Raw genomic sequence first — 14386 nt, forward strand, 5'->3', positions numbered from 1 at the left:
AGCGTTTTCCCTGCCTGGTCGTCCTTTAGCCGAGATTGTCGAGCTTGGTCTGGAGCGCGCGCAGCTGCTCCTTCAGTTCGTCGATATCCTTGGCTTCGGCCTTCTTCGTTTCCTTCACCGGCGGCGCGGTGATGAAGGGCGAAAACATCTGCATGGCCTGATGGAACATCTCGGTGTTGCGACGCACCTGCTCTTCGACAAGTTGCAGCGGAACCTGCAGGTTCTTGCCGAGCGGCGTGTCGCCGAAGGCCTTGTTGATCTGCTCGCGCATCTGCGACTGCTGCTCGGTGAAAGCCTGCATCGAATGTTCGAGATAGCTCGGCACCACCATCTGCATCTGGTCGCCGTAGAACGAGATCAGCTGGCGCAGGAAGGAGATCGGCAGCAGCGTATTGCCGGTCTTGGACTCCTGCTCGAAGATGATCTGCGTCAGCACGGAATGGGTGATGTCCTCGCCGGATTTTGCATCCTGAACGATGAAGTCCTCACCCTTCTTCACCATCACAGCCAGGTCGTCGAGCGTGACATAGGTGCTGGTCCCGGTGTTGTAGAGCCGCCGGTTCGCATATTTTTTGATAACGATCTGGCCTTCGTGCTTCGCCATCAGGGTCTCCTCTCCCCCATCATCCCGTCTTTATTGCGTTTTTCAGAGTATCCGCAAAAGCGCGCCGCTGACAATGTCTTTGTGCGTTGCGGCGACGCAAGTGCAAAATCTTGCGGTTGCGTTTTAGGTGATGCTTTTATGGCACTGCATCAAGGCGTTTGACTTGCGTCGCGCGCTTTGCCAGTCTGCCTCCATTAGGCCAGAAGATCTGAGGAAACGTCCCATGAGCAATCCCTCCATCGTGATCGCCAGCGCCGGCCGCACCGCGGTCGGATCCTTCAACGGCGCCTTCGGCAACACGCCGGCGCACGAGCTTGGCGCAGCCGTCATCAAGGGCGTGCTCGAGCGCGCAGGCGTCGAAGCCGGTGAGGTCGACGAGGTTATCCTCGGCCAGGTGCTGCAGGCCGGCGAAGGCCAGAACCCGGCGCGCCAAGCTGCGATGAAGGCCGGCGTTCCGCAGGAAAAGACCGCCTGGGGCATGAACCAGCTCTGCGGCTCGGGGCTTCGTGCCGTGGCTCTCGGCATGCAGCAGATTGCAACCGGTGATGCTGAGATCATCGTCGCCGGCGGCATGGAATCCATGTCGATGGCGCCGCACTGCTCGCATCTTCGCGGCGGCGTTAAGATGGGCGACTTCAAGATGATCGATACGATGATCAAGGACGGCCTGACCGACGCCTTCTACGGTTATCACATGGGCATTACCGCCGAGAACGTCGCTCGCCAGTGGCAGCTCAGCCGCGAGGAGCAGGATGCGTTCGCGCTCGCCTCGCAAAACAAGGCGGAAGCCGCCCAGAAGGCCGGGCGCTTTGTGGACGAGATCATTCCCTTCATCGTCAAGGGCCGCAAGGGCGACGTCACCGTCGACCAGGACGAATATATCCGCCACGGTGCAACGCTCGACCAGATGACGAAGCTGCGCCCCGCCTTCGACAAGGAAGGCACGGTCACCGCCGGCAACGCCTCGGGCCTCAATGACGGCGCTGCAGCAACGCTACTGATGACCGAGGCGCAGGCCTCCAAGCGCGGTATCCAGCCGCTTGCCCGCATCGTTTCCTGGGCAACCGCCGGCGTCGATCCACAGGTCATGGGCACCGGCCCGATCCCGGCCTCGCGCAAGGCGCTGGCTAGGGCCGGCTGGGCGATCGGTGATGTCGAACTGGTGGAAGCCAACGAAGCCTTCGCGGCCCAGGCCTGCGCCGTCAACAAGGATCTCGGCTGGGATCCGTCGATCGTCAACGTCAATGGCGGCGCGATCGCCATCGGTCACCCGATCGGCGCTTCCGGCGCCCGCGTGCTCAACACGCTGCTGTTTGAAATGAAGCGCCGCGGCGTTTCCAAGGGGCTCGCAACGCTCTGCATCGGCGGCGGCATGGGCGTTGCCATGTGCGTCGAGCGGCTCTGATCGGTCTGGCGGCATGAACAGCGCCAGGTGGGTTCCATTTTCCCTGCTTCTGGCCGGTTCGCCGATCGTTTCTGCATATGCCAATCCCGCGCCTCTCGACGAGGCGCGGCTGGTACAGTGCATGCTGAAACATACGACTTCCGACGAGGAGAGCGTTTTCAAGGACGTGATGGTCGCGGCCTTGAACGATGACAGCGGTGCGCTGAAGGCGTCGCTGGAGCAGCTCTCCGAGGTGATGATGGGTCTCGCTCTGGAAAAGTGCGAGGTGGCTCTGTCCGCTCTGGCTACGCCGCAGTTTCAAGCGGCCGCCGGGCTCTACGGGCAACAGGTCGGCGAAAAGCTGATGAAGAAGGCATTCGGAAAACTGAACTGATCAAGTGGGAGGCGCATATGAGCAGGGTAGCATTGGTCACGGGTGGGTCGCGCGGCATTGGTGCGGCAATTTCCATCGCACTCAAGAATGCCGGCTACAGGGTGGCTGCCAACTATGCCGGCAATGACGAGAAGGCCCAGGCCTTCAAGCAGGAAACCGGCATCCCGGTCTACAAGTGGGACGTCTCCAACTATCAGGCCTGCGCCGAAGGCATCGCCAAGGTCGAGGCCGACCTCGGTCCGGTGGACGTGCTGGTCAACAACGCAGGCATCACCCGCGACGCCATGTTCCACAAGATGACGCCGGAACAGTGGGGCGAGGTGATCGGCACCAACCTCACCGGTCTCTTCAACATGACGCATCCGCTCTGGTCGGCCATGCGCGACCGCGGCTTCGGTCGCGTCATCAACATCTCGTCGATCAACGGCCAGAAGGGCCAGATGGGCCAGGCCAACTATTCGGCGGCCAAGGCCGGCGATCTCGGCTTCACCAAGGCGCTTGCCCAGGAAGGGGCCGCCAAGGGCATTACAGTGAACGCGATCTGCCCCGGCTATATCGGTACGGAGATGGTGCTGGCGGTGCCGGAGAAGGTGCTCAACGAGCGCATCATCCCGCAGATCCCGGTCGGCCGCCTCGGCGAGCCCGAAGAAATCGCCCGCTGCGTGGTGTTCCTGGCCTCCGACGATGCCGGCTTCATCACCGGTTCGACGATTTCGGCGAACGGTGGACAGTTTTTCGTTTAAGCATCAGGCAAGCTGAACACCAGCGAACGGCGCCTTTCGAGGCGCCGTTTCCATGTGGTGGCGGCGCATGAGAATCCTGCTCGAAATCCTGAAGTTGCGCCGGCAGTTCCGTTGCCGGGGCGGTGCGTAGACACTATATCTTGTGGAGAACAAAGGTGGAATGACGCGCGGTCTGCGAGTCGCTGCCGAATGTTCCCGCACCGGTCGCGACTCCGAACTGCGATTCTCATTCTCTCGCTTGGGTGAATCCCTGACGAATTTCGTGAAAAAAATTCCAGGCTTTCCAGAGTCTTGGATTCGGAATCCTTGGGCCTGTGAGGCAAAGGGAGAGCCGGGATTATTGTGCGCCCAAGCGCCTGATGGGCGGAATCATTGCCAGATTCAGCATGTGGTGCAACGTTCGGTGTTGAAATCTATATGTAGTCGTGAACATACAGTGAATCACAATGAGTCGTCGATTCGTCGCCGATTCGTTCCACGGCTGTTCCAATTGTCGATTGCGCCGACCACAACAGGTGGTGCAATGGGCTGAGAGATGCCAAGCGATGGTTTTAGTTGTCTGCGCCCCTTGCGTTTGGCTCGGTGCGTGGGCATGTGTTTGCCGCCAGCGTGAAAAGACGCTGCCGTAATTTCTGAATGCCCGGGATCGATGACGTGTCCGTTCACCCCATGATCCTGAGCGGCCGCGGCGTCACCGCGGTGCTCGGGCCCACCAATACCGGCAAGACGCATTACGCGATCGAGCGCATGATTGCGCACGACAGCGGCGTCATCGGCCTGCCGCTGCGCCTCTTGGCGCGCGAGGTCTATACGCGCCTGGTCGAAAGGGTCGGCCATCACAACGTCGCGCTGATCACCGGCGAGGAAAAGATCACGCCGCACCGGGCGCGCTATTCGGTCTGCACCGTCGAAGCCATGCCGCGCGAGACGACGGCCTCCTTCGTGGCGATCGATGAAGTGCAGCTTGCCGGGGATCTCGAGCGCGGCCACATCTTTACCGACCGGATCCTGCACCTGCGCGGCCGCGGCGAGACGCTGCTGCTCGGTGCCGGGACGATGCGGCCGATCCTCGAGCAATTGCTGCCCGGCATCACCGTGGTCGAGCGGCCGCGCATGTCGCAGCTGCTCTATGCCGGCTCGAAGAAGATCACCCGCCTGCCGCATCGCACGGCAATCGTCGCCTTCTCGGCCGACGAAGTCTATGCGATCGCCGAGCTGATCCGCCGGCAGCGCGGCGGTGCCGCCGTCGTTCTCGGCGCGCTGTCGCCGCGCACGCGCAATGCCCAGGTGGCGCTCTACCAGGAAGGCGACGTCGAATACCTGGTCGCGACCGACGCGATCGGCATGGGGCTCAATCTCGACGTCGACCATGTCGCCTTTGCGCAGGACCGCAAGTTCGACGGCTATCAGTTCCGCAATCTCAATCCGGCCGAGCTTGCGCAGATCGCCGGCCGCGCCGGTCGGCATTTGCGCGACGGTACGTTCGGGGTGACCGGCCGCGTCGATCCCTTCGACAACGAACTCGTCCATCGCATCGAGGCGCATGAGTTCGATCCGGTGAAGGTGCTGCAGTGGCGCTCGAAGGCTTTCGATTACGCTTCTATCGCCGCTCTGAAGAAGAGTCTTGAGGCCGCGCCGACGGTTCCCGGCCTTGCCCGGGCGCTACCTGCGGTAGACCAGCAGGCATTCGAGCATTTGGCCCGCTATCCCGAGGTCGTCGACATAACGACCAATGCCGAGCGGGTGGAAAAACTGTGGGAAGCCTGCGCGCTGCCGGACTATCGGCGCATTACACCGGCTCAACATGCCGACTTGATCTCGACGATCTACGCGGATCTTGTCCGCCGCGGTACCGTAAACGAAGATTTCATGGCCGAGCAGGTCAGGCGTGCCGATCATACGGACGGTGAGATCGACACACTTTCGGCGCGAATCGCGCAGATCAGGACATGGACTTATGTGTCGAACCGGCCCGGATGGCTGGCCGATCCGACACACTGGCAAGAAAAGACGCGGGAAATTGAAGATCGATTATCCGACGCACTACATGAACGGTTGACGAAACGCTTTGTTGATCGCAGGACATCTGTGCTCATGAAGCGCCTGAGAGAGAATGCTATGCTGGAAGCTGAAATCAGTGTGAATGGTGATGTCTTCGTCGAAGGACACCACGTAGGACAACTAACCGGTTTCCGGTTTACGCTGGCGACCGGCGGCGATGGCCCGGATGCCAAGGCTGTGCAGGGTGCTGCCCAGAAGGCGCTGGCGCTCGAGTTCGAAGCACGCGCCGCGCGGCTGCATGCTTCCGGCAACAACGACCTGGCGCTTTCGTCGGATGGTCTGGTGCGCTGGCTCGGCGATCCCGTCGCCCGTCTGACGGCAAGCGACCACGTCATGCGCCCGCGCGTCATCCTTCTGGCCGACGATCAGCTGCAGGCGAACGCCCGCGAGCATGTTCTGGCGCGCATCGAGCGTTTCGTGAACCATCACATCGGCACGGTCTTGAAGCCGCTCGACGATATCTCGCGCGCCGAGGATCTCGAAGGTCTTGCCAAGGGCCTCGCTTTCCAGCTCGTCGAGAACCTCGGCGTGCTCTTCCGCCGCGATGTCGCAGACGACGTCAAGTCGCTGGACCAGGACGGCCGCGCTTCGATCCGCAAGTACGGCGTTCGCTTCGGCGCCTACCACATCTTCCTGCCGGCGCTGCTGAAGCCGGCTCCGGCCGAACTCATCACGCTCCTCTGGGCGCTGAAGAACGACGGCCTCGACAAGCCCGGCTATGGCGACCTCATCCCGATGCTCGCTGCCGGCCGGACGTCTGTCGTTACCGATCCGTCCTTCGAGCGGACCTTCTACAAGCTGGCCGGTTTCCGCTTCCTCGGAAAGCGTGCGGTGCGCATCGATATCCTCGAGCGCCTCGCCGATCTCATCCGGCCGCTCCTGCAGTGGAAGCCAGGCACGCAGCCGCGTCCGGAAGGCGCCTATGACGGTCGTCGCTTCACCGCGACCACCTCGATGCTCTCGATCCTCGGCGCGACGCCCGACGACATGGAAGAGATCCTGAAGGGCCTCGGCTACCGTGCAGACAGCGTCAAGGCCGAGGAGGCCCAGGCCTTCCTCGCTGGCCAGGATGGCGGTGCTGCCGTTGCTGCCGCCGCTTCCGAGCCGGTTTCTGCCGTCGATGATGTCGATGCCGGCGACAGTGCAGCTGAAGGCGAGACTGCAGTCGTCGAGGCGCCTGCCGCGGAAGGCGAGAAGCCCGAAGCTGACGTTTCCGTCGAAGCCCAGCCTGCTGAGGCCCAGGCGACTGAGACCCAAGTTACGGACACCGGTGAGCCGGTAGAAGCCAAGCCCGTTCTGCTCTGGCGTCCCGGCACCCGCCAGGACAACCAGCGCCAGGGCGGTGGCCGCCACGAGGGTGAACAGCGTCGCGGCGGTCAGCGCCACGGGCGTGGTCAAGGCCAGGGCCAGGGCGAAGGACGTGAAGGCGGCCGCAAGAGTGGTCAGCAGACGCGCGGTAAGCGTCATGACGGTGGCAAGCCGGAAGGCGGGCCGCGTCAGGAACGCGGCGATCGTCATGATCGTCACGACCGCGGCGGCAAGCCGGGCCAGGGCAAGTTCGAGTCGCGTCCGCCGCGTCGCGAGAAGCCGGTGGATCCGGATTCGCCCTTCGCAAAGCTTGCTGCTCTCAAGGAGCAGATGAAGAAGTAAGGTAGACCATGGAAAAACAGCCTGCGTCCAACCCGGCCTCGCGCCAGCGTCTCGACAAGTGGCTGTTTTTCACGCGGCTGATCAAATCCCGATCGCTTGCGCAAAAGGCGATCGAGGATGGCCGCGTCGCCGTCAACGACGAGCGCGTGACGCAGTCTTCGTTTCAATTGAAGACGGGCGATCTGCTCGAACTCGCGCTCGACCGACGCAGCCTGATCGTCCGGGTCCTTGGCCCGGGCGAGCGGCGCGGTCCCTATGAGGAAGCGCGCCTGCTCTACGAAGATCTGACGCCGGAGCAGCCGAAGGAGAAATTGTCGGCCTACGAGCTTGCCACGCGTGAACGTGGCGCAGGCCGGCCGACGAAGAAGGAGCGGCGGGAAACCGACCGGCTGAAGCCCGATTTCGATCCTCGCGACGACTGAAGGGCGTCTCGTTCCCTACCGGCCCCTGGCTGCAAAACGCTAAGCGCTTTTGCGCGACAGCCTTTAGAAAACTCTGCCTTTGCCGTGGCGTTTCGCGCATTGAATATTCTTGCAAAGGGTCCATAAAGCCTTTACCTGACAGACCCACGTTGGGTGCATCGGGTTTGCTTCGGCAGCTATGCGCGCCGGACATTCCTAGCATGCGCGGACGACGAGCATCACCATTGATTGCCGTCTGCCATCAAACGTGAGCATCGGCTGGAGTACCTCATGACGTATGTCGTGACCGACAATTGCATTCGCTGCAAGTATACCGACTGTGTCGAAGTCTGCCCCGTGGATTGCTTCTACGAGGGTGAGAATTTCCTCGTCATTCATCCGGACGAGTGCATCGACTGTGGCGTTTGCGAACCGGAATGTCCTGCCGAGGCGATCAAGCCGGATACCGAGCCGGGTCTTGATATGTGGCTGAAACTGAACGCGGATTTCGCTTCGAAGTGGCCGAACATCACCGTCAAGCGCGATCCGATGCCGGAAGCGAAGGAAATGGACGGCGTCGAAGGCAAGTACGAGAAGTTCTTCTCGACCGAGCCGGGCCAGGGCGACTGAGACGAAGCGGTCGCCACCGTTCGCCGAGCCTGACGAAGCATAACTGCTCCCGGGCGCAAAGCTGGGGAAAACACGAGCCGCGCTCGCAGTTGCGAGAATGGTGGCTTGATGGCTGCCATGCAGCAAATTATTGATTTCGGCACTTTTTTGTGATAGGTTCCTTCTACTGATCCACAGAGGGTGTTTTTGCGCGCCCGAAAACCATCACGAAAGCAAACGATCTCCAAAACGCGGTTTCTCCCTAGTACGCAACATGGCGTTGCTCTGTTGTGACCGCATTTCATGAGGCTGTTTGCATTCCTTGGACGGACCAGGATGTACCCACCCGGCGGTATCCCCGTCTATCCCGGGCCTCACTGACCCGGCCCCGGCCAGAATGGCCGGCGCGAAACAGGGAGTTTTTGAAACGAATGACGACCCAGCAGAAAAAATCTTCGACACGCCAGGGCTTCAAGACCGGTGAATCGATCGTCTATCCGGCCCACGGTGTTGGCCAGATCGTGGCGATCGAAGAGCAGGAAGTCGCCGGCATGAAGCTTGAGCTTTTTGTCATCGATTTCGAGAAGGACAAGATGCGCCTGAAAGTGCCGGTGGCCAAGGCCGTCAGCATCGGCATGCGCAAGCTCTCCGAAACCGATTTCGTCGACCGCGCGTTGAAGGTTGTGCAGGGCAAGGCTCGCGTGAAGCGCACCATGTGGTCGCGCCGCGCCCAGGAATACGATGCCAAGATCAATTCCGGCGACCTGATTTCCATCGCGGAAGTCGTGCGCGACCTCTACCGCGCCGAAAACCAGCCGGAACAGTCCTATTCCGAACGCCAGCTCTATGAAGCTGCCCTCGACCGCATGGCGCGCGAAATCGCTGCCGTCAACAAGATGTCGGAAACCGAAGCTGTTCGCCTCGTCGAGGCCAATCTCAGCAAGGGTCCGAAGCGCGGCAAGGCGATCGATGAAGACGACGCTCAGGACGAAGCTGCATAAGCCGTCCGACTGCACTGAGACTACCAAAAAGCCCGGCCATCGCGCCGGGCTTTTTCTTTGATCGCGTGGAACTTTTGCCGCCTGCGCGCATTTATAAAAGCCGGCAGAAACGCGCCGCTTGCGCGCCGGGCGATCTTGGTTCTGTGCTTCGTCACCGTTCAGGTTCGTGACTTGGAAGTTAGGGCGCCGCGTCGTTTCTTCAAGTTTCGACATCGCGGCGCGAGACGCCCCCTGCTGCCGGACACTGCATCCGTCCGGCCTTTTGGACTTCACACGCAATGGCGCCCGGCGCCAGTCACGGAGTGATCGATGAAGACTCTCACTGCAGACCGGCGGATGATCAAGATCGCGATGGAGGCGCCGTATCTCGAGCGCGACGAGGAGCACAAGCTGGCGCAAGCCTGGCGAAACGACAACGATCAGGAAGCCCGCAACAAGATCGCCATGTCGCATATGCGCCTGGTCATTTCGATGGCCGCAAAGTTCCGCAATTTCGGCCTGCCGATGGGTGACCTCGTCCAGGAGGGCCATATCGGTCTCCTGGAGGCGGCAGCCCGTTTTGAGCCGAGCCGCGAGGTTCGCTTCTCGACCTATGCCACCTGGTGGATCCGGGCGTCGATGCAGGACTATGTCCTGCGCAACTGGTCGATTGTCCGCGGTGGCACCAGCTCTGCGCAGAAGGCCCTGTTCTTCAACCTTCGGCGCCTTCGTGCCCGGCTTGCCCAGGGTGACAGGCAACTTACATCGCAGGCTATGCATGAGGAGATTGCCGCTGCCCTCGGTGTCAGCATCGCTGACGTGCAGACGATGGATGCGCGGCTTTCCGGCAGCGACACCTCGCTGCAGGCGCCGGTCGGCGGCAGCGATTCCGATGGCGGTGAACGGCTCGATTTCCTCGCCAGCGACGCGCCGTTGCCGGACGAGCAGGTGAGCGAGATGATCGACGGCGAACGGGCCCGCGTCTGGCTGCGCGATGCGCTGGGAGCGCTGACGGAGCGCGAGATGCGCATCATCCGCGCCCGGCGGCTGACGGAAGAAGGGGCGACGCTCGAAGAGCTCGGCATCGATCTCGGAATTTCCAAGGAACGCGTGCGGCAGATCGAAACCCGGGCCTTGGAAAAGCTCCGGGCAGCCCTGGCGACGAGAGCGCCGGCGCTGACCGCGGGCATTCATTGACCGTCTGACGCCGCCACGCCAGTGCTGTGCTCGGCGACCCGGCACTGAGCCGGGCTTGCAGTTCTGCGCGTTGATGGCTTGGCAATGAGACGATTGGCGCTGGGCTTTTTGGCAATCGTAGAGGCACCCAACGACGCGCTTGTCTAATAGACGGCAGGCAGTCACGCGCGCACCAACGCGCTGCAACCGCGCCCACCTCACGCTATTCGGAAACGATCTTCACCTTGTCGCCCGGCTTTATCGTCGAGCTGACCTGCATCGCATTGATCACCCGGAAGAGGTCGAGCTTCCGGTCGGTTCCCATCATGCGGGCCGACAACGTGGTGATCGTATCGCCGGGCCGGACGGTCACGACCCGGATCCGCAGCGGCTTCAGCGACTGTGTCTCGGCGGCCGTCATGCGGCGGAACGAGGTGCGCAACTGGTTTGCGGTCGGCTCAAGCGCGTTCGACCCCTTGGGCACGGCGGTCAGGAAGCGGTAAATCCGCGTATCGATACGAATGACCGTCACGTCGAAATCCCAACGGTCAGCGGAGGCGCGCGCTGTTGCGGCTTCCAGGCCGTTGACGCTGATCTGCCGGATCGTATCGGGCTTGAGGCCCGTGACCCAACCACTGGCGATATAGTCGGTCAGGCTTCGGCCGCCCGTGTCGGCGACGCCGTCGAAGCGCACGGCGATGTCGCCGGCGCCGGTTGCCAGCACCGCCTCGGCCTTGTTGTCGATCTGGAATCCGGCGGGCACGTCGAAGCGGATGCCGAGTTGGCCGTGCAGGAAGGTCTGGCCGCGCACATAGCCTTCTTGCGGGCTGTCGCCATAGAGCAGGCCGTCGATACCGGCGAGATAGTAGTCGCGCCCGCGGTCGCCACTGGTGCCTTCGGGACCGAAGGCACGGGCATGCCGGCGCGCGAGATCGACACGCTGGGGCGCGTTCGGGTGGCTCGACAGGAAGTCGAGGCTCTGGTCGGATTCCGGATCGACCGCCGTGAAGCGGCTATAGGCGGCCATCGAGTCGAGGAAGCGCGCGGCGGCATAGGGGTCGTAGCCGGCCTCGCCGAGCATGCGCACACCGATCACGTCGGCCTGGAGTTCCTGGTTGCGCGAGAAGGCCGCGAGCCGGAGCTTGCCGCGGGCGAGTGCCTGCTTCCCGGCGATATCGGAGGACAGCACCTCGGAGACCACCCGGCTGGCGATCACTTCCGCTTCCTCGCGCTGCTGCCGCTCGATGCCATGGTTGGCGGTGACGTGGGCCATCTCGTGCGACAGCACGGCGGCGACCTCGGAGGCGTCGTTCGCAAGCGCGAGCAGGCCGCGGGTGACGTAGAGATAACCGCCCGGCAACGCGAAGGCGTTGATCGCCGGCGAATTCAGGATGGTGATGCGATAGGACTGTTGCGGATTCTCGGAGACCGCCGTCAGCGCGCCGGTGATGCGCGCCACCAGGCGCTCGGTCTTGGCGTCCTTGTACTCGCCGCCGTAGCTTGCGACGATACGCGGATGTTCGCGCGCGCCCAGCTGTGCCCGCGGATCGTTCTTCTGGACTTCCTCGACGATCTGCGGATTGGATGAAGGCGAAACCGTCGGCTGATAAGTCTGCTCGATCACGGATTGGCATGCGGAAAGGAGCGTGGTCGCAAGCAATGCAACCACGGCGCGTCCACGCAGCCGTCCGCCCGTCGGCGGGATCCGGTCGTGTGTGACTGTATGCCTCTCCATGCCTCAGCCCGTTTCCGTCCGTCGCTCCGCCCGCATTCTGCGGAAACGTGGAACGACAGCGTTGAAAGTCCTACTTTTTCAGCGCGGCAGCGTTGCTCTGCCGCGACCTTTCAGTCCTGGTCTTGCTGTATCTGATTTCAGCGCCACCTGCCTAGTTTATCTCGGTAGAAATAGTTGCCCCGTGGTATCACGGCAACGGATGCGGGAATATTCGCGCCTTGCCAGATATTTCGCGCGTCGCATGGCGCCGCGGTCAAATTGTGGCAACCGGCCAAGGGCGTGGTGAATCCCGTCCGTCCTTCAAGTATTGCCGAGAAAGCGATCGATCGCCGCATTATCCCGCCGCGCCAGGAAGCGGTCGACGGCGTCGTTTGCGATGATACGCCCCCGGTCGAGAAAAAGCACGCTGTCGGCCAGGGCTTTCACGTCTTCGGGATGGTGTGTGATCATCAGGATCGTGTTGCCTTCCTCCGCGTGCAGTTCGCGCAGGAGTGTGCGCATGCCGGCGCGCATGCCGGGATCAAGCGCCGCGAAGGGTTCGTCGAGCAACAGCAGCGGGCGCTTTCGCACAAGCGCCCGGGCAAGGGCAACCCGCTGGCGTTCGCCGCCGGAAAGCGTCGGCGGCAGCCTTTTCCCGAAGCCTTCGAGCCCGACGCGGCGGAGCGCGTCTTCGATCTTGTCGCGATCGGTCGCGGTCAATCGAAGCGCCGGGTCGATGCCGAGGCCGATATTGGTCGCGACGTCGAGATGGGCGAAAAGGTTGTTGTCCTGGAAGATCATCGAGACCGGCCGTTCCGACGGCGCCCGATCGGCCACGTTCTCGCCGAGAATGCGGACCTCGCCGCGATCGGGGTCCTCGAACCCGGCAATGATGTGGAGCAGCGTCGACTTGCCGGAGCCCGACGCACCGGCGACGGCGACGATGCCACCGGTGGCAATCGTGCAATCGAAGGTGAGCGCGGCCGTTTCGAAACGGACCTCGACATCGCGCAGCTCTATCGCGGGAACGGGGTGGGTCATGCTTTGCGTCTTTCCGGCCGGCTGTCATTCGCCGTGCCGAGGATGGTGAAGATCAGGCACAGAAGCCCGAGGAAAAGGGCGAGACCGGCGGCGTCGGCGGTGCGGTAGCTGCCCATGCGGCTATAGAGCAGCCAGGGCAGCGTCACCATGTCCTGGCTGCCGAAGAGGGCGACGGCGCCGAGGTCGCCGAGCGACAGCGCCATGGCGAAGGAAAGTGCCATCAGCAGCGGCTTGCGCAGCGCCGGAAAGTCGATCCATCGCAGGCGATCAAAGCCACGGATGCCAAGGCTTGCCGTCAGCCGTTCCGACCGCGCCGCATGGGTCGCCATTGCCGGCGCGAGGATGCGGTGGACGAAGGGAAGCGCCATCAGCGCATTGATCGCCACGACGATAAAGGGCGCAAAACGCGCGACATCGCCGAAGGGACGCAGCAGAAGGAACCAGCCGGCGCCGAGCACCACGGGCGGCACCAGCAGGATCAGCGAGGTGCTGGCGCCGATGGCGCCGGCAAAGCCGCGGGCGAGCGACGTCGCGTGACGCGGCGCGGTGACGGTCGCGGCTGCGCGGATCATCACGGCCGCCATGGTGACGGAGGCGAGGGCCGACGCGAGCGCGATTGCCGCGCTGGTCAGCAGCGCCCGGTGCACCGCCGGGTCGCGCGCGAGCTTCAGCAGATCGGCTTCGAGGCCGGAGGTGAGGACGGCGATCAGCGGTGCGCCAAGAAACAGAAAGGCAAGGGCGATCCAGGCGCCATCACTCAGGCGCGCGATCCTGGACGCGCCATCGAAGCGGCGCACGGTGCGGCCACCGGTCATGCCCTCTTCCGGCTCGGTCGCCAGATAACGAAGCAGGAACAGCAGCAGGCCGGTCATGGCGATCTGCAGGGCCGATAGCGCGATGGCGCGCGGCGGATCGAAGTCGAAGCGCAGCGCCTGGTAGATTGCCACTTCGATTGTGCTGGCCGCAGGCCCGCCGCCAAGCGTCAACACGAGGGTGAAGCTGGTGGCACAGAGCATGAAGACGAGGCCGGCGGCACCTGGAAGGAGGCCGCGCAGGACCGGCCATTCGATGAAACGGAAGAGTGCTCGCGACGGCATGCCGAGATTGGCGGCGCTGCGCCAATACTCGGCGGGGATGCGCTCGAGCCCGGCCAGGAAGAGGCGCGCCGCAAGCGGCATGTTGAAGAAGACGTGGGCGAGCAGGATGCCGAACAGGCCGTAGATGCTGACGGGCTGCGCGAGGCCGAGCCAGCGCAGGCCGGAATTGAGGAAGCCCTGGCGCCCCCAGATCTCGATCAAGCCGAGTGCGCCGACGAGAACGGGCAGGCCGAGCGGCAACGCCATCAGGCGCAAGAGCCAGATGCGGCCGGGAAACTGCGGCCGTCGCGCCAGCGCCCGGGCGACCGGGATGGCAAAGAGAACCGACAGCAGCGTCGAGAGTGTCGCCTGCAGCAGGGTGAAGCGGGTGACGCGCCAGATATAGGCGTCGAACAGCGCGTCATCGCTCGCGCCGCCCGTCTGGCTCAGCAAGGCGACGATCGCCAGGCCGACGAAAAGCACGAAGGCGCCGAGGCAGGCTGCCCCGGCGACCACTGTCATGCGATTTTCGCGCAGTGCGAACAATCCGGCC

General features: G+C 63.2%; 12 protein-coding genes. 8 read left to right on the plus strand and 4 right to left on the minus strand.

The genetic code is table 11. The features are described 5' to 3' along the window. Nucleotides 1-25: 25 nt before the first annotated feature. The gene (gene phaR / locus JVX98_RS22935) at nucleotides 26-604 is read right to left on the minus strand and encodes a polyhydroxyalkanoate synthesis repressor PhaR (RefSeq protein WP_034802922.1); all 579 of its coding nucleotides are present in this window, start codon (nucleotides 602-604) and stop codon (nucleotides 26-28) included. Nucleotides 605-827: 223 nt separating this feature from the next. On the opposite strand from phaR, the gene JVX98_RS22940 reads away from it, so the two are divergent. From JVX98_RS22940 to JVX98_RS22975, 8 genes are all read left to right on the plus strand, one after another. After that, on the plus strand, nucleotides 828-2009 hold the full coding sequence (locus JVX98_RS22940) for an acetyl-CoA C-acetyltransferase (protein ID WP_043622249.1): 1182 nt from the start codon (nucleotides 828-830) through the stop codon (nucleotides 2007-2009). 13 nt (nucleotides 2010-2022) lie between these two features. Continuing rightward, complete coding sequence (locus tag JVX98_RS22945) at nucleotides 2023-2382, plus strand: hypothetical protein (RefSeq protein ID WP_205237510.1); 360 nt, start codon at nucleotides 2023-2025, stop codon at nucleotides 2380-2382. Between the two features lie 17 nt (nucleotides 2383-2399). Further along, complete coding sequence (locus JVX98_RS22950; protein WP_192451064.1) at nucleotides 2400-3125, plus strand: beta-ketoacyl-ACP reductase; 726 nt, start codon at nucleotides 2400-2402, stop codon at nucleotides 3123-3125. A 654-nt stretch (nucleotides 3126-3779) separates the two neighbouring features. Continuing rightward, on the plus strand, nucleotides 3780-6836 hold the full coding sequence (locus JVX98_RS22955) for a helicase-related protein (RefSeq protein ID WP_205237511.1): 3057 nt from the start codon (nucleotides 3780-3782) through the stop codon (nucleotides 6834-6836). A gap of 8 nt (nucleotides 6837-6844) precedes the next feature. Then, a complete protein-coding gene (locus JVX98_RS22960; RefSeq protein WP_205237512.1) occupies nucleotides 6845-7258 on the plus strand; it encodes an RNA-binding S4 domain-containing protein in 414 nt (137 codons plus the stop codon). A 270-nt stretch (nucleotides 7259-7528) separates the two neighbouring features. Next, entirely contained in the window at nucleotides 7529-7867 is a 339-nt protein-coding gene (gene fdxA / locus JVX98_RS22965; RefSeq protein WP_034802896.1) for a ferredoxin FdxA, read from the plus strand. A 410-nt stretch (nucleotides 7868-8277) separates the two neighbouring features. Further along, nucleotides 8278-8847: a CarD family transcriptional regulator gene (locus JVX98_RS22970; protein ID WP_034802893.1), complete on the plus strand. Its 570-nt coding sequence runs from the start codon at nucleotides 8278-8280 to the stop codon at nucleotides 8845-8847. Nucleotides 8848-9156: 309 nt separating this feature from the next. Beyond that, entirely contained in the window at nucleotides 9157-10023 is an 867-nt protein-coding gene (locus JVX98_RS22975) for an RNA polymerase factor sigma-32 (protein WP_043622257.1), read from the plus strand. Between the two features lie 202 nt (nucleotides 10024-10225). On the opposite strand, the gene JVX98_RS22980 is transcribed toward JVX98_RS22975, so the two are convergent. The 3 genes from JVX98_RS22980 to thiP all read right to left on the minus strand — a co-directional run bounded on the left by JVX98_RS22980 (nucleotide 10226) and on the right by thiP (nucleotide 14379). Continuing rightward, complete coding sequence (locus JVX98_RS22980) at nucleotides 10226-11737, minus strand: M48 family metalloprotease (protein ID WP_192451061.1); 1512 nt, start codon at nucleotides 11735-11737, stop codon at nucleotides 10226-10228. 300 nt (nucleotides 11738-12037) lie between these two features. After that, the gene (gene thiQ / locus JVX98_RS22985) at nucleotides 12038-12757 is read right to left on the minus strand and encodes a thiamine ABC transporter ATP-binding protein (protein WP_192451060.1); all 720 of its coding nucleotides are present in this window, start codon (nucleotides 12755-12757) and stop codon (nucleotides 12038-12040) included. Beyond that, nucleotides 12754-14379: a thiamine/thiamine pyrophosphate ABC transporter permease ThiP gene (gene thiP / locus JVX98_RS22990; protein WP_256442654.1), complete on the minus strand. Its 1626-nt coding sequence runs from the start codon at nucleotides 14377-14379 to the stop codon at nucleotides 12754-12756. Before thiP ends, thiQ begins: the two co-directional genes overlap by 4 nt. Nucleotides 14380-14386 lie beyond the last annotated feature (7 nt).

This window comes from Ensifer sp. PDNC004 (assembly GCF_016919405.1).
Classification (GTDB): domain Bacteria; phylum Pseudomonadota; class Alphaproteobacteria; order Rhizobiales; family Rhizobiaceae; genus Ensifer.

What these genes read in the sequence shown, in the direction of transcription:
- phaR (WP_034802922.1), bottom strand. Translation starts at nt 604, where the DNA reads ATGGCGAAGCACGAAGGCCAGATCGTTATCAAAAAATATGCGAACCGG.
- JVX98_RS22940 (WP_043622249.1), top strand. Translation starts at nt 828, where the DNA reads ATGAGCAATCCCTCCATCGTGATCGCCAGCGCCGGCCGCACCGCGGTC.
- JVX98_RS22945 (WP_205237510.1), top strand. Translation starts at nt 2,023, where the DNA reads ATGAACAGCGCCAGGTGGGTTCCATTTTCCCTGCTTCTGGCCGGTTCG.
- JVX98_RS22950 (WP_192451064.1), top strand. Translation starts at nt 2,400, where the DNA reads ATGAGCAGGGTAGCATTGGTCACGGGTGGGTCGCGCGGCATTGGTGCG.
- JVX98_RS22960 (WP_205237512.1), top strand. Translation starts at nt 6,845, where the DNA reads ATGGAAAAACAGCCTGCGTCCAACCCGGCCTCGCGCCAGCGTCTCGAC.
- fdxA (WP_034802896.1), top strand. Translation starts at nt 7,529, where the DNA reads ATGACGTATGTCGTGACCGACAATTGCATTCGCTGCAAGTATACCGAC.
- JVX98_RS22970 (WP_034802893.1), top strand. Translation starts at nt 8,278, where the DNA reads ATGACGACCCAGCAGAAAAAATCTTCGACACGCCAGGGCTTCAAGACC.
- JVX98_RS22975 (WP_043622257.1), top strand. Translation starts at nt 9,157, where the DNA reads ATGAAGACTCTCACTGCAGACCGGCGGATGATCAAGATCGCGATGGAG.
- JVX98_RS22980 (WP_192451061.1), bottom strand. Translation starts at nt 11,737, where the DNA reads ATGGAGAGGCATACAGTCACACACGACCGGATCCCGCCGACGGGCGGA.
- thiQ (WP_192451060.1), bottom strand. Translation starts at nt 12,757, where the DNA reads ATGACCCACCCCGTTCCCGCGATAGAGCTGCGCGATGTCGAGGTCCGT.